This window comes from Actinoplanes sp. NPDC004185, from assembly GCF_053603475.1.
The window spans coordinates 60,472-84,377 of record NZ_JBSGFR010000039.1 but is presented as its reverse complement, the minus strand read 5'-3'; the positions used below and the strand labels follow the sequence as shown (position 1 = coordinate 84,377).

24 protein-coding genes are annotated in these 23,906 nt (G+C 71.3%); 17 read left to right on the top strand and 7 right to left on the bottom strand.

Annotation, left to right across the window (positions count from 1 at the left end; genetic code table 11):
• Positions 1 to 160: 160 nt before the first annotated feature.
• On the bottom strand, positions 161 to 757 hold the full coding sequence (locus ACWEOZ_RS32675; RefSeq protein WP_451914519.1) for a hypothetical protein: 597 nt from the start codon (positions 755 to 757) through the stop codon (positions 161 to 163).
• A 63-nt stretch (positions 758 to 820) separates the two neighbouring features.
• Between ACWEOZ_RS32675 and thrB the strand changes: the two genes are divergently transcribed.
• The 3 genes from thrB to ACWEOZ_RS32660 all read left to right on the top strand — a co-directional run bounded on the left by thrB (position 821) and on the right by ACWEOZ_RS32660 (position 5,585).
• Positions 821 to 1,756 carry a homoserine kinase gene (thrB, locus tag ACWEOZ_RS32670; protein WP_451914518.1) on the top strand — a complete coding sequence of 312 codons (936 nt, stop codon included), beginning with the start codon at positions 821 to 823 and terminating at the stop codon, positions 1,754 to 1,756.
• A 293-nt stretch (positions 1,757 to 2,049) separates the two neighbouring features.
• Positions 2,050 to 4,272, top strand: coding sequence for a transcription termination factor Rho (gene rho, locus ACWEOZ_RS32665; protein ID WP_451914517.1), 2,223 nt, complete (start codon positions 2,050 to 2,052; stop codon positions 4,270 to 4,272).
• 134 nt (positions 4,273 to 4,406) lie between these two features.
• Complete coding sequence (locus ACWEOZ_RS32660) at positions 4,407 to 5,585, top strand: nitric oxide synthase oxygenase (protein ID WP_451914516.1); 1,179 nt, start codon at positions 4,407 to 4,409, stop codon at positions 5,583 to 5,585.
• A 4-nt stretch (positions 5,586 to 5,589) separates the two neighbouring features.
• On the opposite strand, the gene ACWEOZ_RS32655 is transcribed toward ACWEOZ_RS32660, so the two are convergent.
• The 3 genes from ACWEOZ_RS32655 to ACWEOZ_RS32645 are packed head-to-tail and all read right to left on the bottom strand — an operon-like array spanning position 5,590 to position 8,188.
• Complete coding sequence (locus ACWEOZ_RS32655; RefSeq protein WP_451914515.1) at positions 5,590 to 6,222, bottom strand: RNA ligase family protein; 633 nt, start codon at positions 6,220 to 6,222, stop codon at positions 5,590 to 5,592.
• On the bottom strand, positions 6,222 to 7,118 hold the full coding sequence (locus ACWEOZ_RS32650) for a phosphatase domain-containing protein (RefSeq protein ID WP_451914514.1): 897 nt from the start codon (positions 7,116 to 7,118) through the stop codon (positions 6,222 to 6,224). Before ACWEOZ_RS32650 ends, ACWEOZ_RS32655 begins: the two co-directional genes overlap by 1 nt.
• Entirely contained in the window at positions 7,115 to 8,188 is a 1,074-nt protein-coding gene (locus ACWEOZ_RS32645; protein ID WP_451914513.1) for an RNA ligase, read from the bottom strand. Before ACWEOZ_RS32645 ends, ACWEOZ_RS32650 begins: the two co-directional genes overlap by 4 nt.
• Before the next feature lie 228 nt (positions 8,189 to 8,416).
• Here ACWEOZ_RS32645 and rpmE point away from each other — a divergent pair, with 228 nt between their 5' ends.
• Positions 8,417 to 8,641: a 50S ribosomal protein L31 gene (gene rpmE, locus ACWEOZ_RS32640; RefSeq protein WP_212994012.1), complete on the top strand. Its 225-nt coding sequence runs from the start codon at positions 8,417 to 8,419 to the stop codon at positions 8,639 to 8,641.
• A gap of 78 nt (positions 8,642 to 8,719) precedes the next feature.
• Positions 8,720 to 9,811: a peptide chain release factor 1 gene (prfA, locus tag ACWEOZ_RS32635; RefSeq protein WP_451914512.1), complete on the top strand. Its 1,092-nt coding sequence runs from the start codon at positions 8,720 to 8,722 to the stop codon at positions 9,809 to 9,811.
• Here prfA and ACWEOZ_RS32630 read toward each other — a convergent pair.
• A complete protein-coding gene (locus ACWEOZ_RS32630; RefSeq protein WP_451914511.1) occupies positions 9,795 to 11,144 on the bottom strand; it encodes an outer membrane protein assembly factor BamB family protein in 1,350 nt (449 codons plus the stop codon). The genes prfA and ACWEOZ_RS32630 overlap by 17 nt on opposite strands.
• Positions 11,145 to 11,169: 25 nt before the next feature.
• Positions 11,170 to 12,675: a diguanylate cyclase domain-containing protein gene (locus ACWEOZ_RS32625; RefSeq protein ID WP_451914510.1), complete on the bottom strand. Its 1,506-nt coding sequence runs from the start codon at positions 12,673 to 12,675 to the stop codon at positions 11,170 to 11,172.
• Between the two features lie 98 nt (positions 12,676 to 12,773).
• On the opposite strand from ACWEOZ_RS32625, the gene prmC reads away from it, so the two are divergent.
• Genes prmC through ACWEOZ_RS32605 form a run of 4 tightly spaced genes read left to right on the top strand, consistent with a single transcriptional unit; the run spans position 12,774 to position 15,904 of the window.
• Entirely contained in the window at positions 12,774 to 13,649 is an 876-nt protein-coding gene (prmC, locus tag ACWEOZ_RS32620; RefSeq protein ID WP_451914509.1) for a peptide chain release factor N(5)-glutamine methyltransferase, read from the top strand.
• 37 nt (positions 13,650 to 13,686) lie between these two features.
• A complete protein-coding gene (locus ACWEOZ_RS32615; protein WP_451914508.1) occupies positions 13,687 to 14,331 on the top strand; it encodes an L-threonylcarbamoyladenylate synthase in 645 nt (214 codons plus the stop codon).
• A gap of 2 nt (positions 14,332 to 14,333) precedes the next feature.
• On the top strand, positions 14,334 to 14,957 hold the full coding sequence (locus ACWEOZ_RS32610) for an arsenate reductase/protein-tyrosine-phosphatase family protein (RefSeq protein WP_451914507.1): 624 nt from the start codon (positions 14,334 to 14,336) through the stop codon (positions 14,955 to 14,957).
• Entirely contained in the window at positions 14,954 to 15,904 is a 951-nt protein-coding gene (locus ACWEOZ_RS32605; RefSeq protein WP_451914506.1) for an L-threonylcarbamoyladenylate synthase, read from the top strand. Before ACWEOZ_RS32610 ends, ACWEOZ_RS32605 begins: the two co-directional genes overlap by 4 nt.
• Before the next feature lies 1 nt (position 15,905).
• Here the strand turns inward: ACWEOZ_RS32605 and ACWEOZ_RS32600 are convergent, their stop codons facing one another.
• On the bottom strand, positions 15,906 to 17,354 hold the full coding sequence (locus tag ACWEOZ_RS32600; RefSeq protein ID WP_451914505.1) for an SDR family oxidoreductase: 1,449 nt from the start codon (positions 17,352 to 17,354) through the stop codon (positions 15,906 to 15,908).
• Positions 17,355 to 17,436: 82 nt separating this feature from the next.
• On the opposite strand from ACWEOZ_RS32600, the gene ACWEOZ_RS32595 reads away from it, so the two are divergent.
• The 8 genes from ACWEOZ_RS32595 (at position 17,437) to atpA (ending at position 23,904) form a co-directional block, all read left to right on the top strand.
• Positions 17,437 to 18,726 carry a serine hydroxymethyltransferase gene (locus ACWEOZ_RS32595; protein ID WP_451914504.1) on the top strand — a complete coding sequence of 430 codons (1,290 nt, stop codon included), beginning with the start codon at positions 17,437 to 17,439 and terminating at the stop codon, positions 18,724 to 18,726.
• Positions 18,723 to 19,211, top strand: a complete 489-nt coding sequence (locus ACWEOZ_RS32590; protein WP_451914503.1) for a hypothetical protein — start codon at positions 18,723 to 18,725, stop codon at positions 19,209 to 19,211. Before ACWEOZ_RS32595 ends, ACWEOZ_RS32590 begins: the two co-directional genes overlap by 4 nt.
• Before the next feature lie 209 nt (positions 19,212 to 19,420).
• A complete protein-coding gene (locus tag ACWEOZ_RS32585) occupies positions 19,421 to 19,654 on the top strand; it encodes an AtpZ/AtpI family protein (protein WP_360550274.1) in 234 nt (77 codons plus the stop codon).
• 15 nt (positions 19,655 to 19,669) lie between these two features.
• Entirely contained in the window at positions 19,670 to 20,461 is a 792-nt protein-coding gene (gene atpB, locus ACWEOZ_RS32580) for a F0F1 ATP synthase subunit A (RefSeq protein WP_451914502.1), read from the top strand.
• 68 nt (positions 20,462 to 20,529) lie between these two features.
• Positions 20,530 to 20,772, top strand: a complete 243-nt coding sequence (locus ACWEOZ_RS32575; protein WP_203775387.1) for an ATP synthase F0 subunit C — start codon at positions 20,530 to 20,532, stop codon at positions 20,770 to 20,772.
• 26 nt (positions 20,773 to 20,798) lie between these two features.
• A complete protein-coding gene (locus tag ACWEOZ_RS32570; RefSeq protein WP_451914501.1) occupies positions 20,799 to 21,353 on the top strand; it encodes a F0F1 ATP synthase subunit B in 555 nt (184 codons plus the stop codon).
• Positions 21,350 to 22,171, top strand: a complete 822-nt coding sequence (locus ACWEOZ_RS32565) for a F0F1 ATP synthase subunit delta (RefSeq protein WP_451914523.1) — start codon at positions 21,350 to 21,352, stop codon at positions 22,169 to 22,171. The genes ACWEOZ_RS32570 and ACWEOZ_RS32565 overlap by 4 nt, the downstream gene beginning before the upstream one ends.
• An 80-nt stretch (positions 22,172 to 22,251) precedes the next feature.
• On the top strand, positions 22,252 to 23,904 hold the full coding sequence (atpA, locus tag ACWEOZ_RS32560) for a F0F1 ATP synthase subunit alpha (RefSeq protein WP_451914500.1): 1,653 nt from the start codon (positions 22,252 to 22,254) through the stop codon (positions 23,902 to 23,904).
• Positions 23,905 to 23,906: the final 2 nt, after the last annotated feature.

The window sequence follows — 23,906 nt, the reverse complement described above, 5'->3', positions numbered from 1 at the left end:
GGCGGGCCAGGTGCGGATCATCGCGGCGGTCCGCGAGCAGGAGAACGCGGCCCTGCTCAAGCAGAGCGGCGCCCACCACGTCATCGTGTCGTCGTAACCGCCCGTTCGCCGCGCCGGTCCGCCATGCACAGGACAGCCGCCCGGCTAAGCCGTGGCGGACCTACCCGCCAAACGGCGACTCAGCAGGCCGATCCCCGGCCCCAAAAGGCTGTCCGCCGGGATGGAAACTCCCGTGGCCCTGGCTGCCGGGCGGTGAGTTCCCCTGAGGCGGGCCGCCAGGAGGGGAATCGCCATAGGGCTGGCCGCCGGAAGGTGGGTTCCCGTAGGGCTGGTCGCCCGGGGAGGGAGGCCCTCCAAAGCCCGGCCCGTGCTGCTGCGGCGGTGGTCCGGCGAACGGCTGGCCGCCCGGCACCGGCCCCGCGAATCCCGGCGCCGATCCTCGCGTCACCACAGCCGCGATGAGCAGCCCCACCCCCGCCGCCGAGATCAAGGCGGTGATCAGGCCGATCAGGCCGAACACGATGCCGTACTGGGTCGCCGAGTAGTCCAGTGACGAGTACAGCATCGGGACCAGCATCGTCCAGGCGAACTGGAGCAGGCTGCCGAGCAGCAGCGCGCCCAGGCCCAGCCGGGCGAAGAGCATGCTGCGGGGGCTCAGCCGGTCGCGCCGGGTGGCGATCAGGACGAAGCCCGCGATCAGCACCGCCAGCAGGGGCAGGTGGCCCAGCAGGCCCGAGAACAGGTATCCCACCGTCATGCCGCGACCTTAACGGCCGGGTGCGACATTCCGGGGATGATGATCAACGCCTAGCATGAGGCGATGGGCCTGACCTTCGTCTCCGAGCCGGTGCGGGTGCGTACCCCGGCGACCAGCGCCAATCTCGGTCCGGGCTTCGACACGCTGGGTCTGGCGCTCACGCTCTACGACGACCTGAGCGCCCGGGTCACCGGGGATTCCTGGACCGTTTCCGTCACCGGTGAGGGCGCCGGTGAGCTGCCCACCGACGAGAGTCATCTGGTCGTGCGGGCCATGCTCGCCACTTTCGACGAGCTCGGTGCTCGTCCGGCCGGGGTGGCCGTGGAGTGTGTCAACCGCATCCCGCAGGCGCGGGGGCTCGGGTCGTCGTCCGCCGCCATCGTCGGTGGGGTGCAGCTGGCCCGTGCGCTGGTGCGGGAGCAGCTGGATGACGAGGCTGCGCTGCGGATCGCCGCGCGGCTGGAGGGGCATCCGGACAACGTCGCCCCCTGTCTGCTCGGCGGCTTCACCATCGCCTGGACCGAGGCGAGCGGTTCCCGGGCCGTACGGCTGGACGTCGCTCCCGGCGTACAACCGACGCTCTTCGTTCCGCAGGAACGGGGCCTGACCGCCACCGCGCGGGCCGCGCTGCCGAGCGCCGTGCCCCATGCGGACGCCGCGTTCAACACGGGGCGGGCCGCGCTGCTGGTCCATGCCCTCACCCGGGAGCCCGGCCTTCTCTTCACCGCCACCGAGGATCGGCTGCACCAGGGGTATCGGGCCGAGGCGATGCCCGGCACGGCTTCCCTGGTTGCGGCGCTGCGTTCTGTCGGGGTTGCGGCAGTTGTCAGCGGCGCGGGGCCCACGGTGCTGGCCCTGAGCCCGGTACCTGCCGATTTCCGGCCCGGAACCGAATGGCGCGCCGAGTCGTTGGGCGTGGATAGCGGCGGCGCCCTTGTCAAAGGGAGTATGGTGGAACACGCCGAGCGGGGCCCTGTTGCCGCAGGTCGTCAGAGTTGACTACGCTCAAGACCTAGCACAGCCGCGAAGCAAGCGATCCCTGCGGTTCGGCGCGCACCCGAGACTCATGGCATTCTGCCGGTCTCAATTCTCATCAAGGCACGTCGCCGAGCAGCGGATCTCCAGATCGCTGCACTCGCCGAGACCTATCCGTCACTGTCCGACGGGTCGGGAAACCGTCGAGCTGCCGTGCTGCAAACTCCCGCGCCGCAGTTGCGAAGCGGGTTCCGAGGGCACCCGGCCACCAGGCTGCAGACCCGGGTGGACTTGGCTTTTTCGACGGAAGGAATCCATTGAGCGACACCACCGACGTGACGTCGGGTGTTTCTGACGTCGCTGACGACGGCGCCACCACCGCTGCTGTCACCAAGCGTCGCCGCGGCGGCACCGGGCTGTCGGCGATGCTGCTGCCCGAGCTGCAGAGTCTCGCCGCCTCCCTCGGCATCTCCGGCACCGCCCGGATGCGCAAGGGCGAGCTCATCACCGCCATCTCGGAGCGTCAGAGCGGCGGGGCCCCGGCTGCCTCGGCCAAGGCCACCAGCACCCCGCGCCCGCGCACGACGAACGGTTCCGCTGCCACGGCGGCCGGGCCGGCTGCCCAGGCTCCGGTAGCCGAGGCGCCGGCCGTTTCGGCCCCTGCCCCGGCGGTTCAGGCCGCAGCGGTCGAGGCCCCGGCGGCTCCGGCTCAGGCGCCCGAGACGCCGGCCCAGCCCGCCGCCGCCCAGTCCGCCGCCGCCCAGTCCGCGGCTCCGGCGACCGAGCAGCCCGCGACCGAGGCCGAGCCGGCCCGCCGCACCCGCCGCGACCAGTCCAGCCGCGACCAGAACGGCCGCGACCAGGCCGGTCGGGAGCAGAACGGCCGTGAGCAGGGTGGCCGTGACCAGGCCGGTCGTGACCAGAACGGCCGCGACCAGAACGGCCGCGACCAGAACGGCCGCGACCAGAACGGCCGCGACCAGGGCGAGAGCCGGCGCGACAGCGCACCGGCCGACGGCCAGGGCGACGGCGAGCGCACCGACCGGGGGGACCGGCCGGAGCGTGGCGAGACGCGTAACCGGGACCGCCAGCGCAACCCGCAGCGGGCCGAGGGCGGCAACGACCGCCCCGACCGCGGCGGCAACGACCGTAACGAGCGCGCCGACCGCAACGACCGCGGCCCGCGCAACGACGGCCCGGACGACGAGGACGGCGACAACGGCGAAGGCGGTCGGCGCAGCCGGCGCAGCCGGTTCCGGGACCGCCGGCGCGGCCGGGACCGTGACGGCGAGGGCGGCGGCACCGGTGGTGGCCGCGACGGCGGCCGGGACGGTGGCCGCGATGGTGGCCGGGACAGCGGTCGTGACGGTGGCCGCGAGCCGCACGTCAACGAGGACGACGTGCTCGTGCCGGTGGCCGGCATCCTGGACGTGCTGGACAACTACGCGTTCGTCCGCACCACGGGTTACCTGTCCGGCCCCAACGACGTCTACGTCTCCATGTCGCAGGTCAAGAAGCACGGGCTGCGTCGCGGGGACGCCGTCACCGGTGCCGTGCGGGCCGCACCGCGCGACAGCGGCAGTGGTGACCAGCGCCGGGACAAGTACAACCCGCTGGTCCGGCTGGACACCATCAACGGCATGGAGCCCGAGGAGGCCCGCCGGCGTCCCGAGTTCTACAAGCTGACCCCGCTGTACCCGCAGGAGAGGCTGCGTCTCGAGACCGAGGCGCACATCCTCACCACCCGGGTCATCGACCTGGTCATGCCGCTCGGCAAGGGCCAGCGGGCCCTGATCGTCTCGCCGCCGAAGGCCGGTAAGACGATGGTGCTGCAGGCGATCGCCAACGCGATCACCCACAACAACCCCGAGTGCCACCTGATGGTCGTGCTGGTCGACGAGCGGCCCGAAGAGGTCACCGACATGCAGCGCTCGGTCAAGGGCGAGGTCATCGCGGCCACGTTCGACCGGCCGCCGCAGGACCACACCACGGTCGCCGAGCTGGCCATCGAGCGGGCCAAGCGCCTGGTCGAGCTGGGTCACGACGTGGTCGTGCTGCTCGACTCGGTGACCCGGCTCGGCCGGTCCTACAACCTGGCCGCGCCGGCCTCCGGCCGCATCATGTCCGGTGGTATCGACTCGACCGCGCTGTACCCGCCGAAGCGGTTCCTCGGCGCGGCGCGCAACATCGAGAACGGTGGCTCGCTCACCATTCTCGCGACGGCGCTGGTGGAGACCGGCTCGATGATGGACACGGTCATCTTCGAGGAGTTCAAGGGCACGGGTAACGCCGAGCTCAAGCTCGACCGGAAGATCGCGGACCGGCGGACGTTCCCGGCCATCGACATCCACCCGTCCGGCACCCGCAAGGAGGAGATCCTGCTCGGCAAGGAAGAGCTGGCGATCGTCCACAAGCTGCGCAAGGTGCTGAGCTCGCTGGAGTCCTCGGCGGCCCTGGATCTTCTGCTCGACCGGCTCAAGCAGTCCCGGACGAACATCGAGTTCCTGATGCAGATCGCCAAGTCCACACCTGGCGAGTAAACGCCCGAAAACGGCATAAAGGGGCAGTCACCGCAAGGTGGCTGCCCCTTTGTCGCACAACGGGTGCGTTTGCTCCCGGACGGCGTCGTGCGAACCTCCCTCCACACCTCAGCTCAATGTGGGGAGGACGCTCGATGATCCCTGGCTACCGGGACCAACCGACCGAGACCTGGGACCCGATCGCCCCGGTTGATCCGGGCGAGGCCGAGGACTTCCTGCGGCAGTGCTACGTCGAGAACCCCCGGCTCGGCCCGGTCGAGCCGCGGCTGGCCATCGTGCGCGCGCAGATCGCGGCGACCGGCGGCTACGTGCACACCACCGAGGAGCTGGCGTACGGCGCGAAGATGGCCTGGCGCAACGCGAGCCGCTGCATCGGCCGGCTCTACTGGCGCAGCCTGGTCGTGCTGGACCGCCGCCGGGCCCGTACCGCGGACGACATCTTCTCGCTGCTGGTGCACCACCTGCAGACCGCCGGCGGCGGCAGGGAACGCCCGGGCGCGATCCGGCCGGTCATCAGCATCTTCGCGCCGGCGCTGCCCGGCCAGCCGTACGCGCGCGTCTGGAACGAGCAGCTGATCCGCTACGCCGGCTACCGCACCGAGGACGGCAGCTCGGTCGGCGATCCGCGCAACGAGCAGTTCACCGCGGCCATGCAGGGCTTCGGCTGGCGCGGCAAGGGTGAGGCCTTCGACGTGCTGCCGGTGGCGATCGAGACCCCGGCCGAGGGCGTACGCCTCTACGAGCTCCCGGAACGCGCCATCCTCGAGGTGCCGCTGACCCACCCCGAGTTCGCCTGGTTCGCGGAGCTGGGGCTGCGCTGGCACGCCGTACCCGCCATCGCCAACATGCGGCTCACCATCGGCGGCGTGCAGTACCCGCTGGCGCCGTTCAACGGCTGGTACATGGGCACCGAGATCGGCGCGCGCAACCTGGCCGACGCCGACCGGTACAACATGCTGCCGATCGTCGCCGCCCGGATGGGGCTCGACACCAGCCGCGAGTCGACGCTGTGGCGGGACCGCGCCCTGGTCGAGCTGAACCGGGCGGTGCTGCACTCGTACGAGAAGGCCGGTATGAAGATCACCGACCACCACACCGAATCGGCCCGCTTCCTGACCCACCTGCGCAACGAGGAGAAGGCGGGCCGCCGGGTGCCGGCCGACTGGACCTGGATCGTGCCGCCGATGTCCGGTGGCATCACGCCGGTCTTCCACCGCTACTACGAGGAGCTCGACCTGCGGCCGAACTTCTACCTCGACCCCGAGGCGCAATCGCTGGCCAAGGACGGCACCCGTTGCCCTTTCTCCGGGTGAGGGCTCAGGCGAACTCGTTGAGGGGGAAGTCGTCGCGGTGGCGCCAGGCGGCGTCCGTGCGGACATGATCCTCGCGGACCCATTTCAAGAGCCGGTGGGAGAACTCTCCCGCCGAGATGCGGCCGGCGCTGCGGACCACGAAACCCTCGGAGGTCTCCGCGTCGCGGGTCTTCGCCCAAGCCGCGCGGGCCTCGGTCAGGCTGCCGCCGCGGTACAGGACCGGGACCACCGGCAGCTCCAGACGTTGCGCCCAGTCGACCGTGTCGTCCCAGCCGAGCAAGGTGTCCGTCTCGTCCCAGATGCCGAAGACGATGAAGACGCCCGGCAGGTCCGTGTAGGCGATGCTGCGGCGGGCCCACATGGACTCGCCGCAGACCCGCCAGTCGTCCGGGATCCGGTACGCCGTCATCGCCCACAACGCCTTGGCGGGCCGGTCCCACGGGTTGGTGCCGGAGTCGACGGAACGGGCGTACATGGCGTCGCGGGTGAAGGTGAGGTTGCCGCCATCGAGCTTCTCCGTCACCACCAGCTCACCGTCCAACCAGGACAGGTCGTGCTGGATCTTGTCGTCGGCGGTGGCGCCGGGGGAGTCGGGCAGGTGGAAAGTCCGCGGATACTTCCCGTCCCGCCCGTCCATCAGAAGTCCCCCTCCGCCACCTGGAACACCGTCAGGCCCAGGGCGCGCCACATGCGTACCACCTGCTGACGGTCGTCGAAAACCCCGATGACCCGCCAGCGGTCGCGGATCTCCCGATCGAAGATCTCCCGCTTGACGACGGCGTCCTTGCGCGAGTCCCCTTCGGGCCGCATGAAGAGTCCTTCGTACGGCACATCGACGTACAGGTCCAGCCAGGCCTCGGTCTCGGCACGGCACACCTCGTCCCGCCCCGAGCAGAAGACGATGGCGTGCCCGGCCGCGTGCATGGCCCGCACGGCCGCGATGACCGCCGGATTCGGCGCGTCCTCACCGACCCGGCCCCAGTCGTACGGGCTGCGGCCGTTCATCAGCGCCACCGTGCCGTCGATGTCCACCAGCACCACCGGCGGCAGCTCCGGATCCGGGTCGTAGACGACACCCGGCCCGCCCGGATCGACGTACGGGACCGGCAGCGGCAGGTTCTTGCCGGCCAGATACCGCTGATGCATCCGGCGGATCCCGGCCTCACCGACCCGCTCGTCGTCGGGCCGCCCGGCGTCGCGGCGCAGGCACTCCTCGAGCGGCACGTCGGTGAAGTCGTGCACCTCGAAACTCGCGTGGAAACGCGCGGCGAGCTCGGCCCACTCCCGTACCGTCTTGGCCCGCAGGTTGGTGTCGTCGACGATCACGTCGGCGTGGGCGCGCAGCAGTGCCTCCACGGCGGCCCGCTGGGCGTGCGTCACCTGGCCCTCGGCCCACTGGGTGAACAGGCGCTGCCCGTGCAGCATCCGCCGCAGGTCGTCGCGGTTGACCCGGACGACCTGCGGCTGCAGCTTGCGCGCGAAGGTGGTCTTGCCCGAGGCGGGCAGCCCCCGGGTGATCAGCAGTCTGGTCATTCCTCACTCACCTGGTTGCCGCCGGGGGTGACGTCGCCGGCCGGCCGGACGAGCTGCCACAGGCCGGGACGGTAGTCCTTGTCGTCGAGCCGCAGGAAGAGAGCCCCACGGTGCTCGCTGCGCACGGCCCGGGCCGCGAACTCGCGCCGGCCCCAGCCCGCCGGCAGCTCGGCCACGATGGCCGCGAACTCGGCCTCGACGGCCTGCGCCAGCGCCGCGACGGCGCCGGTCAGCTCGGCGGCCACCGAGCTGACCCACGCGTGGAACTCGTCGGGCAGCGGCTCGGTCAGCGCGTCCAGGTCACCGCCGGAGACCAGCACCTCCCATACGGTACGGGCGGAGAGCCCCGTGACGAGCCGGTGCAGCCGCACGTACTCCGCGTACTTGATCTTCACCCGCTCATCCGAGTCGGTGAGGTGCACGACCAGCCCCTCCCGGCCGTCCCGCGGCGGCGCGGCGAGCGCCTCGGCCAGCGTCGCGTACGTGAACGACTCCACGACCGGGCCCGGCCACAGCGGCACGGCGTCCGGGCCGAAGGTGCGGCCGGTCGCGATGTCGACCGCGCCGAGCAGGATCAGGTCGTCCAGGCCGCCGTAGTCCAGCACGATCCGGTTGGCCGGGTAGATGATCTCGACCAGCACGGTGAGCCCCGCGGGCGGCGTGAAGTCCGGGTACCGGGTGCGCAGCACCGCCGTCGCGTGCCGCGCCTGCTCCGAGGTGAACGAGCCCCGGGTCGCGACCGCCCAACCGTCCTCGTCGGGGAAGATGATGCCCAGGCTGCCGTCGGCCTTGTCGGTCACCGAGACGGGCGCGTCCGGCCGCAGCCGCGGCGCATGGGCCTCGGAGTGGTTGAAGAACTTGGCCAGGGGCCGGGCCAGCACTGTGTCGCCCGCCACGATCAGGCCGCGGCAGGCCAGCGTGACCGGCGTCCAGGCGCCGGTGTACTGGCAGGCCTCGGTGTAGTTGTAGATCTCGTACGGCCGCGACGGGTGACGCTGGACGCGCACGTGCCCGTTTTCGACCGCGGAAGCCAGTTCGGCCGGGTCCAGGACGTCCGCGAGCAGGGTCATGACAATTCCTCCCGTGCGATCCCCGCCGCGGGAATGCGGTGAGGGCGGCTCACGTTATCGATCACGGACGCAGTAATGCCTCCTGATTTCGGATCAGGCGCGTGACATGGCAGACTGGTCCATCGGCCAGTAAAGGTTCCGGTTCACGCTCGAGTCGTCCGCCCTAGCGGGGCGGTTCGGTGCTGACGGCGACCCGGCGACCACTTCATCGAGAGGGACCGAGTAACCATGAAGAGCGGTATCCACCCGGAGTACACCTCGACCGAGGTCATCTGCTCCTGCGGCAGCACCTTCACGACCCGCAGCACCGCCAAGGGCGGCGAGATCCGCGTCGAGACCTGCAGCGCCTGCCACCCGTTCTACACGGGCAAGCAGCGTGTGCTGGACACCGCGGGCCGGGTCGCCAAGTTCCAGGCCAAGTACGCGAAGGTCAACGCGACCAAGAAGAAGTAGCTACCTCGACGGCGCCCACCCCGGAATCCGGGGTCGGGCGCCGTTCGTGTGTTCGATCCCCAGTGAAGGAGGCGCGGCGTGAGCACAGACCGGTTGTCGACCCTGCTCGAGGAGTACGCGCAGCTCGAGAAGCAGATGGAGGACCCCTCCATCCACTCCGACCAGGCCCTGGTGCGGCGGGTCGGGCGGCGCTTCGCCGAGCTGGCGCCGCTCTATGCCGCCAACGCCGAGCTGGAGGCCGCCCGCGCCGACCTGGCCGCCGCGAAGGAGCTCGCTGCCGAGGACCCCTCGTTCGCCTCCGAGGTCGAGGCGGTCGCCGCCGTGCTGGCGCCGCTGGAGGAGAAGCTCGGCGAGATGCTCATCCCGCGCGACCCGCACGACGCCAAGGATGTGATCGTCGAGATCAAGGCCGGTGAGGGTGGCCAGGAGTCGGCGTTGTTCGCCGGCGACCTGCTGCGGATGTACACCCGCTACGCGGAGAAGCACGGCTGGGTCGTCGAGGTCATCGACGCGCAGGACTCGGACCTTGGTGGGGTCAAGGACGTCTCGGTCGCGGTCAAGACCAAGGGTGTGCCCGAGGGCGGCCACGGCGTCTGGTCGCGGCTCAAGTGGGAAGGTGGCGTGCACCGCGTGCAGCGGGTGCCGGTCACCGAGTCGCAGGGCCGGATCCACACCAGCGCCGCCGGGGTGCTGGTGCTGCCCGAGGCCGAGGACGTCGACGTGCACATCGAGCCGGGCGACATCCGGGTCGACGTGTTCCGGTCGTCGGGTCCGGGCGGCCAGTCCGTCAACACCACCGACTCCGCCGTCCGCATCACCCACCTGCCCACCGGCACCGTGGTGAGCTGCCAGAACGAGAAGAGCCAGCTGCAGAACCGGGAGTCGGCGATGCGCATCCTGCGGTCCCGGCTGCTCGCCATGGCCCAGGAGCAGGCCGACGCGGCCGCCTCCGACGCCCGCAAGCTGCAGGTCCGCACGGTGGACCGGTCGGAGCGGATCCGGACGTACAACTTCCCGCAGAACCGGATCAGCGACCACCGGATCGGCTACACCGCGTACAACCTGGATCTGGTTCTCGGCGGGGAGCTGGACCCGGTGCTCGACGCGCTGGCGGAGGCCGACCGGGCGGCCCGGCTGGCCGGTGAGACGGAGATCAGCCGACGTCCGTGACGATCAGCCGGTTGTCCCCGGTCTCGCAGACGATCACGTCGCCGCTGCTCTGACAGCCGAAGTCGAGCACCGCCGCCACGGTGCCGCGCAGCAGGACCTGGCCCGATCGCGGATCCATCTGGCTGATCAGCGTCAGGTTGGTGGCATTCTGGGCGCGGGCGACCACATAGCGGGTGCCCCGGAGCCGATGGTCCCAGACCGGCATCGCCGTGCCCAGGTCGATGAGCTGCCGGCCGGTGGCGGTGTCGACCAGGCGGTGCCGCGCGCCGGTCTCGTCGTCACCGACCAGCAGCAGACCGTCGAGCAGCGGGAAACCGTTGGCCGCACCCGGGATCCGCCAACGCACCTCGCCGGTCGTCCGGTCACGACCGGTGGTGTCGTTCGTCCCGTTGAGACAGACCACCGGGCCGCAGCCGTAGGCACCGCCCGGCGCCGTCCGGTCGACGCGCCAGAGCTGCCGCAGGGTGTCGGTGTCGTAGGCGGTGACTGTCGACGCGTCGCCCTCGTTGCGTTCCAGATAGAGCTGTGCGCCGTCCACGGTCACCGTCGTGTAGTCGTTCTCGGACGCCGACTCCGGCCGCCACGGGAACGTGCCGGTGGTCACGAGCGAGCCGTCGTCCAGGTCCAGCACCTCGGCCCGGCCCTGCGCGGTCACGGTCACCAGCCGCTCGGCTTTCGCGCCGGGTGCGTTGTCGGTGGCCCAGGAACCGATGTCCCCGGCCGGGCGGGACCAGATCGTGCTGCCGTCGCTGAGCCGTACGGCCCGGAAGGTGGTGATCTTGTCGCCCGCCTCGTTCCATTCGGAGAGCAGGGCCCGGTCGTCCTCGGCGTTGATCAGCTCGCCGGTCTGCCGCCAGAGCAGGCGGCCGGTGCCGGCGTCCACGGCGACCGTGTCCCGGCTGAGCTCGCGGGTCACGGTGGAGCCGTCGGCGTCCTCGTACATCGCGGTCGACAGCCCGGCCGGCAGCAACAGCGCGCCCGCCCGGATGCCGCTCAGCCAGCTGCTGTCGTCCGGTGCGGGACGCGACCAGCGCAGCCCGCCGGTCCGCAGGTCGTAGGCGCTGAGCCGATCCTGCCCCGGCTGGGTCAGCACGTAGACGGTGTCCGGGGTGAGCATGTAGGCGCCGCTGCCCAGCTCGAACGGGATGCTCCAGAGCTCGGTCAGCCCGCTCGGGTCGGGCCGCGCCGACCCGGTCACGGTGAGCACGCTGACGGCCGTGACGACGGCGACGAGCAACGACCGCAGATCCCGCCGGCCGAGCGGGCGCCGGTCCGGCCGGGCGTCCTGCTCGTCGCCCTCCGCACCGACGAGCCCGAGCTCGATCACCGCCATTGCTCGAGCGTAGGACTTCGGCGTCCTATGCGGGGGTCCGGTGCGAAGCCGCCGCGGCCAGGGCGGCGCTGAGCGTACGGCCGTTCGTGCCGACCTCGGACCAGCCCGCGGCCAGGCCGATCGGCGTGCCCGGGACCAGGACCTGCCAGTTCTCCGCCGCGGCGGCCGCGCTGATCCGCCGGGAGACCTCGGCCGCCTGAGTGGGCCCCGCGCCCGGCAGCACCACCACGAACTCGTCGCCGGCGAAGCGGGCCACGAAATCGCCGCGGCGCATGACCCGGTTGAGCACGCCGGCGATGCGCTGCAGCACCAGATCGCCGCAGTGCCGGCCGTGCCGGGCGTTGACCGCGGTGAAGCCGATCAGGTCGCAGACGCCGATCGCCGCGCGTTCGCCGCGGGCCAGCATCGCCGCCACGTAGCGTTCGAGCTGGCGGCGGTTGGGCAGGCCGGTGAGCGGGTCGGTGAGGTTCTCGTCGCCGTAGCGGCCCATGTCGCGGTGGGTCTCCTCCGCGTCTAGGCGGGCCGCGACCCCGTCCAGGTAACCGTCGCGGAGCCGGTCGATGCGCTGGGCGGCGAGCCGGAAAGCGTGCCGGTCGGCGGCGTGCGCGGCCTCGTGGTCGCCGGCCGAGGAGTGGCAGATGCTGCGCAGCCGGGCCGGTTCGGCCGGGCCGAGGATCTCCTGGGAGACCGGTACGGCGTCGAGCTTGCGCAGCGCGTCACCGGCCTTGTCGGCGGCGATGTCGAGGCAGACCGTGCCGAGGTGCCGCAGGTCGCGGGAGCGCACGCTGTCGCCGCCGCCGGTCAGCAGGGCGGCCACGTCGGTCTCGGTGGACTCGCCCAGGGCCGCCCGGCGGGCCAGCGCGTAGCCGTAGACCGGCCGGCTGCTCGGGCGCAGCCGCACGTCGGCGCCGGTGGCGACGTACCGGGTCAGCTCCGCGTCGATGTCCCGCAGCACCCGCAGGCAGCCGTCGGTGTCGCCCTGGTGGTCCAGCGAGACCGCGTTGCGCAGCCGGATGCCCGGCGCGGCGAAGACCTCGCCGGCCATGCCGGCCGCGGCGCCGACCTGCCGGGCCTGCTCGATCGCGGTCAGCGCGTGGCCGTGAAAACCGAGATAGCTGTACGCCATGGCGAGGTCGTGCCAGCCCCACGCCGTCTCGCTGTCGCCGTCCGGCACCGCCGCCAGTGCCCGCGAGGCCTGCACGAGGTGGGTGACCCCGCGGTCCAGGGCGCTCTGCAGGTGGGCGCCCAGCGCCGCGAAGGCGTGCATCTGACCACGCAGATACGGGTCGGAGGTCTCCCGGACCGCGTTCGAGGCGAGCGTCATCGCGGTGGCGAACTCGGCGACCCGGCCCAGGTTGATCAGTGCGCCGAACCGCTGGACGAGCGCGTACGCCCGGGTCAGCGGGTCGGTCGTGCGGGCGAGCACCTTGTCGAGGATCGTCAACGCCTCCGCGGACCGGCCGCCCTGCTGGAGCTTGCCCGCCGTACGCAGGTCGTCAACGTTGTCGCCGAGCTGATCGAGCCACGTCATGGTGCCGCCACGGCCATCCAGGCCCCTCCCGCCGACGCCGTTCATCGCCGAGTGACCCGGCCGGTCACCGTCGAGAGACGACGTTCCATGATTATGCCGTGACGCCGACGCACGAACACCCCTCGACCGGAACGGAACGGACGCGCCTGGCCCCGGTGCTGGCCAAGGCCACCGCACTGCTGGCCGGGGCGGGCGTTTCGTCGCCGCGCGTCGATGCCGAACTGCTCGCCGCACACGTTCTCGGGGTGGGGCGCGGCCGCTTGCTGCTGATCGACACGGTGCGCGGCGACGAGGCGGACCGGCTCACCGAGCTCGTCGAGCAGCGGGCGCAGCGCATCCCTCTGCAGCACCTGCTCGGCACAGCCGCCTTCCGGCATCTGGAGCTGGCGGTGGGCGAGGGCGTGTTCGTGCCCCGGCCGGAGACCGAGCTGCTGGCCGGCTGGGGGATCGAGCACACCGCGCCGGGTGCCACGGTGGTCGACCTGTGCAGCGGTACGGGCGCCATCGCGTGCTCGGTCGCCGACGAGGCCGCGCCGGGCCGGGTCATCGCGGTGGAACGGTCCCCGGCGGCGCTCGGGTATCTGCACCGCAATGCCGCGGCGTTTCCTGTAGTCCGGGTGGTGCCGGGTGACGTGACAGATCCGGAGCTGCTGGCCGAGTGCCGGGGCATGGTGGACGTGCTGTTGTGCAACCCGCCGTACGTGCCGGACGGGACCGCCGTACCCCCGGAAGTGACCGACCACGACCCGGCGGAGGCGGTCTTCGGCGGCGCGGACGGCCTGGTCGTGATCCGGCCGGTGATCGCGCTGGCCGCAGTGCTGCTGCGGCCGGGCGGCGTGCTCGGCATCGAGCACGACGACGTCCATGCGGCGGCCGTGCCGGAGCTGCTGCGCGCCGACGGACGCTTCACCGCGGTCGACGCCCATCAGGACCTGACCGGTCGCCCACGATATGCGACGGCCCGCCGCGTGTAGGGCACTTCGTGCGCGCCATGGCACACTGCAACTTGTGATGCTCTACGACTGTCGGGCCGTGGCCGAGCGGGATCGCGGCATTGCCGCGGCTGTCGAGGCGGTCAAGAGCGGTGAACTCGTCGTGCTGCCCACCGACACCGTGTACGGCGTGGGCGCGGACGCGTTCACCGCGCATGCCGTCAACGCCCTCCAGAACGCCCGCGGCGCGGACCGGCGCGTGCCCCCGCCGGTGCTGGTCGGCTCCCGGCACACGCTGGACGGCCTGGTCTATTCGCTGCCCCGGGCGGCGCGCGAGCTGGCCGACGCGTTCTGGCCGGGCGCGCTGACCATCATGGTCGAGCACTCGCCCAGCCTGCAGTGGGACCTGGGCGACACCGGCGGCGTGGTCGCGGTCCGGATGCCGCTGCACCCGGTCGCCCTGGAGGTGCTGCGCGAGGTGGGCCCGATGGCCGTCACCACGGCCAACAAGATCGGTCAGCCGGCCCCCGCCACCGCCGATGAAGCCCGCGACCAGCTGGAGTATGCGGTCCGCGTCTACCTGGAGGCAGGGGCGGCCGCCGACCCGGCTCCGAGCACGATTGTCGATGTCACGGGCGACGTGCCCCGGGTGCTGCGCAACGGCGCGATCCCGTACGAGAAGCTGCGCGACGTCGTCCCGGACATTCTGGCCGTGGAGTCCTGACGATGCCGTTCACAGTGCTGCACGTGTGCATGGGCAACATCTGCCGGTCGCCGATGGCCGAGCGGTTGCTGGTCCTGGCCGCCGCTCAGCGCCTCGGCAAGCTCGATCCGGACGCCCAGCTCGGTGACCTGCTGCGCAGTGTCAGCGCGGGCACCGGCGGCTGGCACGAGGGCGAGGAGATGAACCCGCCCGCGGCCCGGCAGATCACCCTGCGCGGGGGCAGCACCGACGGCTTCCTGGCCCGCAAGCTGACCAGCGCCCAGCTGGACGAGGCCGACCTGATCCTGACCGCGACGGCCGACCAGAGCGACTACGTGCACGCCCTGGTGCCGGGCGCGGACGCCCGCACGTTCGTCCTCGGGCACCTGGCCCGGCTGCTGCGCGACCTGGAGTCCGGGTCGCTCCCGCCGGCCGGCACCGACCCGGAGACCTTCGCCGCCCGGGCCGCCGCCGTGGTCGCGGCGGCCGCGCGGCTGCGGGGCGAGTCGGAGCCGCAGCCCGGCGACGACCTCGACGACCCGTGGGGCCGCGGCGACCAGACGTTCCAGCGCATCGGCGACACCATCGAGGAGGCGCTGTACCCGCTGGTGGACGTCCTGTTGCCGGGAGCACCGAGGTCCGCGTGACGATCGTCGAACCGGACGCCGGCGGTCTGCGCCGCGCGGTGGAGCTGCTGCGGGACGAGTCCGTCGTCGCGTTCCCCACCGAGACCGTGTACGGCCTGGGCGCGCACGCCTTTTCGGCCAAGGCCGTGGCCGAGGTCTACCGCCTGAAGAACCGCCCGTCCTGGAACCCGCTGATCGTGCACGTGGCCAACGTGGCGGCGGCCCGCGCGCTGGCCCGGGAGTGGCCCGACGCCGCGAACGAGCTGGCCGCGCAGTTCTGGCCGGGCCCGCTGACGCTGGTCGTCGAGCGGGCCGGGCACCTGCCGCAGGTGGGCGCCCCGACGTCGACGATCGCGATCCGGGTGCCCGCGCACGAGGTCGCCCTGAAGCTGCTGGAGGCCTCGGGCCTGCCGCTGGCGGCGCCCAGCGCGAACCGTTCGGAGGGCATCTCGCCGACCACCGCCGAGCACGTGCTGCGCAGCCTGCCGGAGGTGCCGCTGGTGCTGGACGGCGGCCCGGCCTCGTGGGGCATCGAGTCGACGGTGCTCGACCTGACCACGCCGACGCCCACGCTGCTGCGCCCGGGTGCACTGGCGCTGCGCCCGTTGCGCGAGGTGACCGGCGCGATCGCGCTGCCCGAGGCGGTCGCCGACGGCACGGCCCGGCCCTCGCCCGGCATGAGCCGGCGGCACTACGCGCCCAAGGCGGCGGTTTTGCTCGTCGACGACGTGAAAACGGTGGACCGCACCGGCCTGGCCGCCCCGGTCGCGGTGCTCAGCTTCGAGACGGCCGGCGACTACGACGCGGCGGAGGTGCTCAGCGGCGATCCGCGCGAGTACGCCGCGGATCTCTACGCCGCCCTGCACCGCCTGGACGACGCCGGGGTGGGCACGATCATCGTGCAGCGTCCCCCGGAGACCGAGGACTGGCTGGCCGTGCGCGACCGGCTGAGCCGCGCCGCCCGATGAGTCAGCGGGTGGCCTGGTTGGCGATGTTGCGGGCCATGCCGCTGAAGATCACCCCGTGGAACGGCACCACGCTGGCCCAGTACGCGTGCCCGGCCAGCCCGCGCGGCACGAAGATGGCCCGCTGCCGGTAGACGCTCGTCCCGTCCGGTCCCGGCTCGGCCGACATCTCCAGCCACGCCCGCCCCGGCACTTTCATCTCGGCCCGCAGCCGCAGCAGCTCACCCGGCTTGATCTCCTCGACCCGCCACCAGTCCAGCGCCTCGCCGACCAGCAGGTGGTTGCGGTCGCGCCGGCCGCGGCGCAGGCCGACGCCGCCGACGAGCCGGTCCATCCAGCCGCGCACCGACCAGGCCAGCGGGAACGAGTACCAGCCGTTCTCCCCGCCGACGCCCTCGATGACCCGCCACAGCGCCTTCGCGGGCGCGGCCACCTCGCGGGTGCGCTCGTCGACGTAGATGCTCCCGCCGGACCAGTCCGGATCGCTGGGCAGCGGCTCGGCCGCGGCGTCCGCGCCCACCGCGTTCGACCAGCGGGTCTCCACGTTCGCGGCGCGGACCTTGCCCAGCGCCAGCCGCACCGCTTCGTCGAAGCCGAGCAGACCGTCGTCGGGGATGTACTGGGCGATGTCGTGCTCGTGGGCGAAGGCCTCGTGGATGAGGCTGCCGACCAGCGGACGGGCGATCGCGTTGGGCACGGGCGTGACCGCACCCACCCAGTGCGCCGACAGCCACGGGCTCAGCGGGCGCAGCGGCAGGATGATCCGGCGGCGCAGGCCCGCGACCCGGGCGTAGCGGCGCATCATCTCCAGGTACGTCAGCACGTCCCGCCCGCCGATGTCGAAGCCCCGGTTGACCTCGGCCGGCAGCGTGGCCGCGCCGATCAGGTACCGCAGCACGTCGCGGACGGCGATCGGCTGGATCCGGTTGCGCACCCAGCGCGGGGTGATCATGATCGGCAGCCGCTCGGTCAGGTAGCGCAGCATCTCGAACGACGCCGAGCCCGACCCGATGATCACCGGCGCCCGCAGCACCGCCGTGGGCACCCCGCTGTCCAGCAGGATCTTCGCCACCTCGGCCCGGGAGCGCAGGTGAGCCGAGGGATGCTCGTCGGGTGGCGGCTCGGGACCGCCGAGATACACGATCCGGCTGACCCCGGCCGCCTTGGCCGCGGTGGCGAAGTTGTGCGCCGCCTCGCGGTCGATGCGCTCGAAGTCCGGCTGCCCGAGTGAGTGCATGAGGAAGTAGGCGACGTCGACGCCCTCGAAGGCGGCCGGCAGCGTGCCGGGGTCGGACAGGTCGCCCTCCACCACCTCGGCCCGGCCGGCCCAGGGCACGTCGCGAAGCCGGGCGGCGCTGCGGGACAGGCAGACGACGGAGTGGCCAGCATCGAGCAGACGGGGCGTCAGGCGGCCACCGATGTATCCGGTGGCGCCCGTGACGAGACAACGCATACCACCACTGTGCCCGCAGGCAGGCCCCCATAAGCCATATGCTCGATCTCGGCAGCGTCGCCGAGGGGTGAGGGAGCGCGTCATGGAGACTTTCTGGGGTCCCGACTTCGGCGCGCTCGAGCACGAGGACCCGGAGATCGCCGAGGTGATCCTGGGCGAGCTGACCCGCCAGCGCGGCGGGTTGCAGCTCATCGCCAGCGAGAACTTCACCTCACCGGCCGTGCTCGCCGCGCTCGGCTCGACGCTGACCAACAAGTACGCCGAGGGCTATCCGGGACGGCGCTACTACGGCGGCTGCGCCGAGGTCGACCGGGCCGAGGAGCTGGCGGTCGACCGGGCCAAGGAGCTGTTCGGCGCTGAGCACGTCAACGTCCAGCCGCACTCCGGTTCGTCGGCGAACATGGCGGCGTACGCGGCGCTGATCCAGCCGGGCGACACAGTGCTGGCCATGGGGCTGCCGCACGGCGGTCACCTGACTCACGGAAGCCGGGTCAACTTCTCCGGCAAGTGGTTCCACCCGGTCGGTTACACCGTGCGCCGCGACACCGAGCTGATCGACTACGACGAGGTCCGCGACCTGGCCCAGGCGCACCGGCCCAAGCTCATCGTCTGCGGCGCGACGGCGTACCCGCGGCTGATCGACTTCAAGGCGTTCCGCGACATCGCCGACGAGGTGGGTGCCTACCTCATGGTCGACGCCGCGCACTTCATCGGGCTGGTGGCCGGCCGGGCCGTCCCGTCGCCCGTAGCGCATGCCGATGTCGTCACCTGCACCACCCACAAGGTGCTGCGGGGACCACGGGGAGGCATGATCCTGTGTCGTGAGGAGCTCGCCGCACGCATCGACAAGGCCGTCTTCCCGTTCACCCAGGGCGGGCCGCTGATGCACGCCGTCGCCGCCAAGGCCGTCGCCCTGCGGGAGGCGGCGCTGCCCGACTTCCAGTCGTACGCGCACCAGGTGGTCAAGAACAGCCAGGCGCTGGCCGCCGGGCTGGCCGCCGAGGGGATGCGTCCGGTCTCCGGGGGCACCGACACCCACCTGGCCCTGGTCGACCTGCGCGACACCGGGGTCAGCGGCCGCGACGCCGAGGCGCGCTGCGACCGCGCCCGGATCACCCTGAACAAGAACGCCATCCCGTACGACCCGGAGCAGCCCATGACGGCGTCGGGTATCCGGGTCGGCACTCCCAGCGTCACCACGCAGGGCATGCGCGAGGGCGAGATGCGCCAGATCGCCGGGCTGATCGCTGTGGCCGTGCGCGCGGACCCGGCCTCGGTCGGCGGGGCCACGCAGCTGCGCGAGGTCGCCGACGAGGTGGCCGAGCTGGTCCGCGCCTTCCCGGCGTACGACCGGGCGGGGGTGCCGGCGTGAACGACTCCGCCGACCGCGTGGTCCCGGCTCCGCCGGCGCCGGCGCGCGACGACTACGACGACGACAACCGCCCGCTGCCGGATCTGCCGCCGCTGCCGGAGGACCCGCGCTGGCGGGTGGAGCACCTGCCCTTCCTGACCGCGTTCTCGGTCGCGCTGATGATCTGCGCGGCGTCGGTCGGCTTCTTCGCCGGTGGCGCCGACGCCGCGGTGGGTGCCGCGGCCGGCGTGGGCGTCGTGACGGTCAGCTTCACCATGACGACCCTGGTGTTCGCCTGGGCCGACACCGTGCGCCCGGCCCTGGTGATGCCGCTGGGGCTGCTGACGTACGTGGTGAAGTACGCGTTGCTCGGCGTGATCATGGTGTTTGTGATCTCCTCGGAGTGGCCGGGCCGGCTCGCGATGGGCTGGGGGATCGTCGCCGGCGTGCTCGGCTGGACGGCTGTGCAGATCTGGTGGGTGGCTCGCACGAGCCTCTCCAAGTGATCTTCAGCACCGGCGTTTCGACTGGTCAGTGCCGCTTTGGGTGGGCTCTGTCCACGAACCGGTGACTGACGCACGACAAAGGTGTCCGGTTCTGGCGGAGGGGGAGTACCGTGTTGCCGAGTTGCGAGACCCCTGACGCCTGGACAACTGCGGTTGTGCGGGGGGTCCCGCTTAGCTTCGTCTTACCTGCTGATATCGTTCGGGCCGTCATGACCGGTCAAGAACCTCCCAGCAACCCCCACGGCGACGACGGTCAGAACCCGCCCGACACGGGCCAGGGGATGACGGCGGTCAGCTATCTCCTCGGGGGCATGTTGGTCTGGGGCGGGATCGGCTGGTTGGTCGACCACTACGTCGGCACCAAGGGCATCTTCGCCGGAATCGGCGCCGTCGTTGGTATCGCCGGCGGTGTCTACCTCATCGTGCGCCGTCTCGGCGCCTGACAGGAAAGGGCTACGGTGATCGGTCAGTCGACGGTCCTCGCAGCGGAGTTCCCGCCCAGCGTCGAGGACTTCTACCTGCCCAGCATCCTGCCGTGGGGCGCTCACGACTCGTACTGGTTCACCAAGATCACGCTGTTGATCTGGGTGGCCGTTGCTCTGATCATCGTCTACTTCCTGGTGTCGTACCGGAAGCCGCAGCTGGTGCCCACGAAGAAGCAGTGGCTCGCCGAGAGCCTCTACGGATTCGTGCGCAACAACATCGCCGTCGAGATGATCGGGCCGCGAGGTGTCGCGTTCGCGCCGTACCTCACGACGCTGTTCTGCTTCATCCTGCTGAACAACTTCTTCAGCATCGTGCCGCTGATCCAGATCTCGCCGAACTCGCACATCGCGTTCCCGGCGATCCTCGCGGTCATCAGCTACGTGATGTTCATCTACGTCGGCATCCGGCACCACGGCGGCTTCTTCAAGTACATGAAGGCCGCGCTCATCCCGCCGGCGCCGTGGTTCATCCTGCCGCTGCTGATCCCGATCGAGTTCTTCTCGAACTTCATGGTCCGCCCGTTCTCGCTGGCGGTCCGACTCTTCGCCAACATGTTCGCCGGCCACATGCTGCTGCTGGTGTTCACGCTCGGTGGCTTCGCGATGGTCAGCGCGAACGTGTGGTTCACGCCGTTCTCGATCGTGTCGTGGATCATGACGATCGCTTTGACCTTCCTCGAGTTCCTGGTGATCGTGCTCCAGGCCTACGTGTTCACGGTGCTGACCGCGAGCTACGTCCAGGGCGCGCTCGCCGACGAGCACTGAGCTGTTCGAGTACCACCCCGTTGTCGTCCCGCGTGACAGTCACGCGAGATACCAGGAGGAACTGAGCAATGATTCTCGCCGAAGTTGTGGGTAGCACCGCCGCCATCGGTTACGGCCTCGCCGCCATCGGTCCTGGCATCGGTGTCGGTCTGGTCTTCTCCGCCTACATCCAGTCGACCGCTCGTCAGCCGGAGTCCTCGCGTCTGACCCTGCCGTACGTCTGGATCGGCTTCGCCGTCATCGAGGCGCTGGCCCTGCTGGGCATCGCGTTCGGCTTCATCTGGCAGAACCTGGCTCCGAACGTCGGCTAGTTCTCCCCTTGCGGAACGGAGCTCCCATGCTTGCGTACCTGGCCGCCGAGGGCGGCGAGACAACTGAACACAACCCGATCATTCCCGCGTGGGAAGAGATCGTGGTCGGTACGGTCGCGTTCGCCCTGCTCTGCTTCGTGCTGATGAAGTTCGTCTTCCCGATGATGGAGAAGACGTTCGCGGCGCGGGTCGACGCGATCGAGGGTGGCCTCAAGCGCGCCGAAGCCGCCCAGGCCGAGGCGAACGAGCTGCTCGAGCAGTACCGCGCGCAGCTGTCGGAGGCTCGTACGGAGGCCGCGCGCATCCGTGACGAGGCCCGGGCCGACGCCGAGGGCATCCGTCAGGACGTCCTGGCCAAAGCCCGGGAGGAATCCGACCGCATCATCGCGGCCGGGCGCGACCAGCTCGCCGCCCAGCGCGAGAGCATCGTGCGCGACCTGCGCTCCGAAGTGGGCACGCTCGCTGTTGACCTGGCCAGCCGGATCGTCGGCGAGTCGCTCGCCGACGAGGCGCGCAGCCGGGGCACGGTCGACCGGTTCATCTCCGAGCTGGGTGCCGGCACGGGCACCGGGCGGCGCTGATGGCGACCGTCAACCGGGAGTCGTACGCCGCGGCCGTGGACAAGCTGACCGCGGACACCCGGACGGCCACCGCCGCGCAGCTGGCCACGGCCGCCGACGAGATCCTGTCGGTGGCGCGGTTGCTGCGCGGCCAGCCGCGGCTGCGCCGGGCCCTGACCGATCCGTCGCGCAGCGGTGCCGACCGGGCCGAGCTGGTTCGCTCGCTGCTCGCCGGCAAGCTGGGGGAGACCGCCGTGGAAGCGGTGGCGACCCTGGCCAACGGCCGGTTCAGCCGGCCGGCCGAGCTGCTCGACGCGGTGGAGCGCCTGGGCGTCGACACCGTGCTGGCGGCCACCGAGAAGGCGGGCGAACTCGCCGAGGTCGAGGACGAGCTGTTCCGCTTCGGGCAGGTCGTGTCGGGTGACCCCGAGCTGGCCGTCACGCTCGGCGATCCCGGCGCATCGATCGACCGTCGCGTTAAGCTTGTCCGGGACCTGCTGAAAGGCAAGGTCCGGCTGGGCACGGGGCGGCTCATCGAGGTGGCCCTCGAGGGATTCGGCGGCCGCGGCTTCGAGACCTCGCTGAGCCGGCTGGTCGAGCTGACCGCCGCGAAGCGGGACCGTCAGGTCGCGTACGTGACGGTCGCCAAGCTCCTCGACGACGCCGAGGAGCAGCGGCTCGCCGCCAAGTTGTCCGACATCTACGGTCGGCAGGTGTCGCTGAAGGTCGATGTGGATCCGAGCATCATCGGCGGTGTCAGCGTCCGTGTCGGCTCCGACCTCTACGACGGCACGATCCTGCGGCGACTCAACGAAGCCCGGCAGGCGTTCGCTAAATAGTTTTTCCCCTCGGTGGCGGCGACGTCCCGAGCACGCCCTCGGCGGCGGCGACGCCCCGAGCCGACTAGAGAAGGCAGAGGATGGCCGAGCTGACCATCTCCTCGGACGAGATCCGGGGGGCGCTAGAGCGCTACGTCTCGTCCTATTCGCCCGAGGTCTCCCGTGAGGAGGTCGGCATCGTCTCCGATGCGGGCGACGGCATCGCGCACGTCGAGGGTCTGCCCTCGACGATGGCGAACGAACTGCTCGAATTCGAGGACGGCACCCTGGGTGTCGCCCTGAACCTCGACGTCCGCGAGATCGGCGCCGTGGTCCTGGGTGACTACACCCACATCGAGGAGGGCCAGCAGGTCAAGCGGACCGGCCGGGTCCTGTCGGTCCCGGTCGGCGACGCCTACCTGGGCCGCGTCGTGAACGCGCTGGGCGAGCCCATCGACGACCGTGGCCCGATCGAGAGCGAGGGCTTCCGCGAGCTCGAGCTGCAGGCCCCGAACGTCATGTCCCGCCAGCCGGTGAAGCAGCCGCTGCAGACCGGCATCAAGGCGATCGACGCCATGACGCCGATCGGCCGCGGCCAGCGCCAGCTGATCATCGGCGACCGCAAGACCGGTAAGACCACGGTCGCGCTCGACACGATCATCAACCAGCGGGCCAACTGGGAGTCCGGCGACCCGCAGAAGCAGGTCCGCTGCATCTACGTCGCCATCGGCCAGAAGGCCACCACGATCGCCAGCATCCGGGGCACGCTCGAGGCCCAGGGCGCGCTGGAATACACCACGATCGTGGCCTCGCCGGCCTCCGACCCGGCCGGCTTCAAGTACATCGCCCCGTACACCGGCTCGTCCATCGGGCAGCACTGGATGTACAACGGCAAGCACGTCCTGATCGTCTTCGACGACCTGACCAAGCAGGCCGAGGCGTACCGCGCCGTGTCGCTGCTGCTGCGCCGCCCGCCGGGCCGCGAGGCGTACCCGGGCGACGTCTTCTACCTGCACAGCCGTCTGCTCGAGCGTTGCGCCAAGCTCTCCGACGAGCTGGGTGGCGGCTCGATGACCGGTCTGCCGCTGATCGAGACCAAGGCCAACGACATCTCGGCCTACATCCCGACCAACGTCATCTCGATCACCGACGGTCAGATCTTCCTCGAGTCGGACCTGTTCGCCTCGGGTGTGCGCCCGGCCATCAACGTCGGCACCTCGGTGTCCCGCGTGGGCGGTTCGGCGCAGGTCAAGGGCATGCGCCGGGTCTCCGGCCGGCTCCGCCTCGACCTGGCCCAGTACCGCGAGCTGGAGGCCTTCTCGGCCTTCGCCTCCGACCTGGACCGCGCGTCGCGGGCGCAGCTCGAGAAGGGCGTCCGCCTGGTCGAGCTGCTCAAGCAGCCGCAGTACTCGCCGCTGTCGGTGGCCGAGCAGACCGTCGTCATCTGGGCCGGCACCACGGGCCAGCTCGACGACATCCCGGTCGGCGACGTCAAGCGCTTCGAGGCCGAGCTGCTCGACTGGATCAAGCGCAACCGCAGCGAGACCTTCACGGCGATCGAGTCGACCGGTCAGCTGACCGACGAGCAGGTCGAGACCCTGCAGAGCGGCGTCGACGAGTTCAAGGTGCTGTTCAAGCAGGGCGAGACCGGCAGCAACGTCGGTAACGAGGCGCAGGCCGAGCCCCTGGCGGACGGCAGCGAGAGCCGCGAGACGGTGACCCGCGAGGTCCGGTCCAGCACGGACGAGAGCTAAGC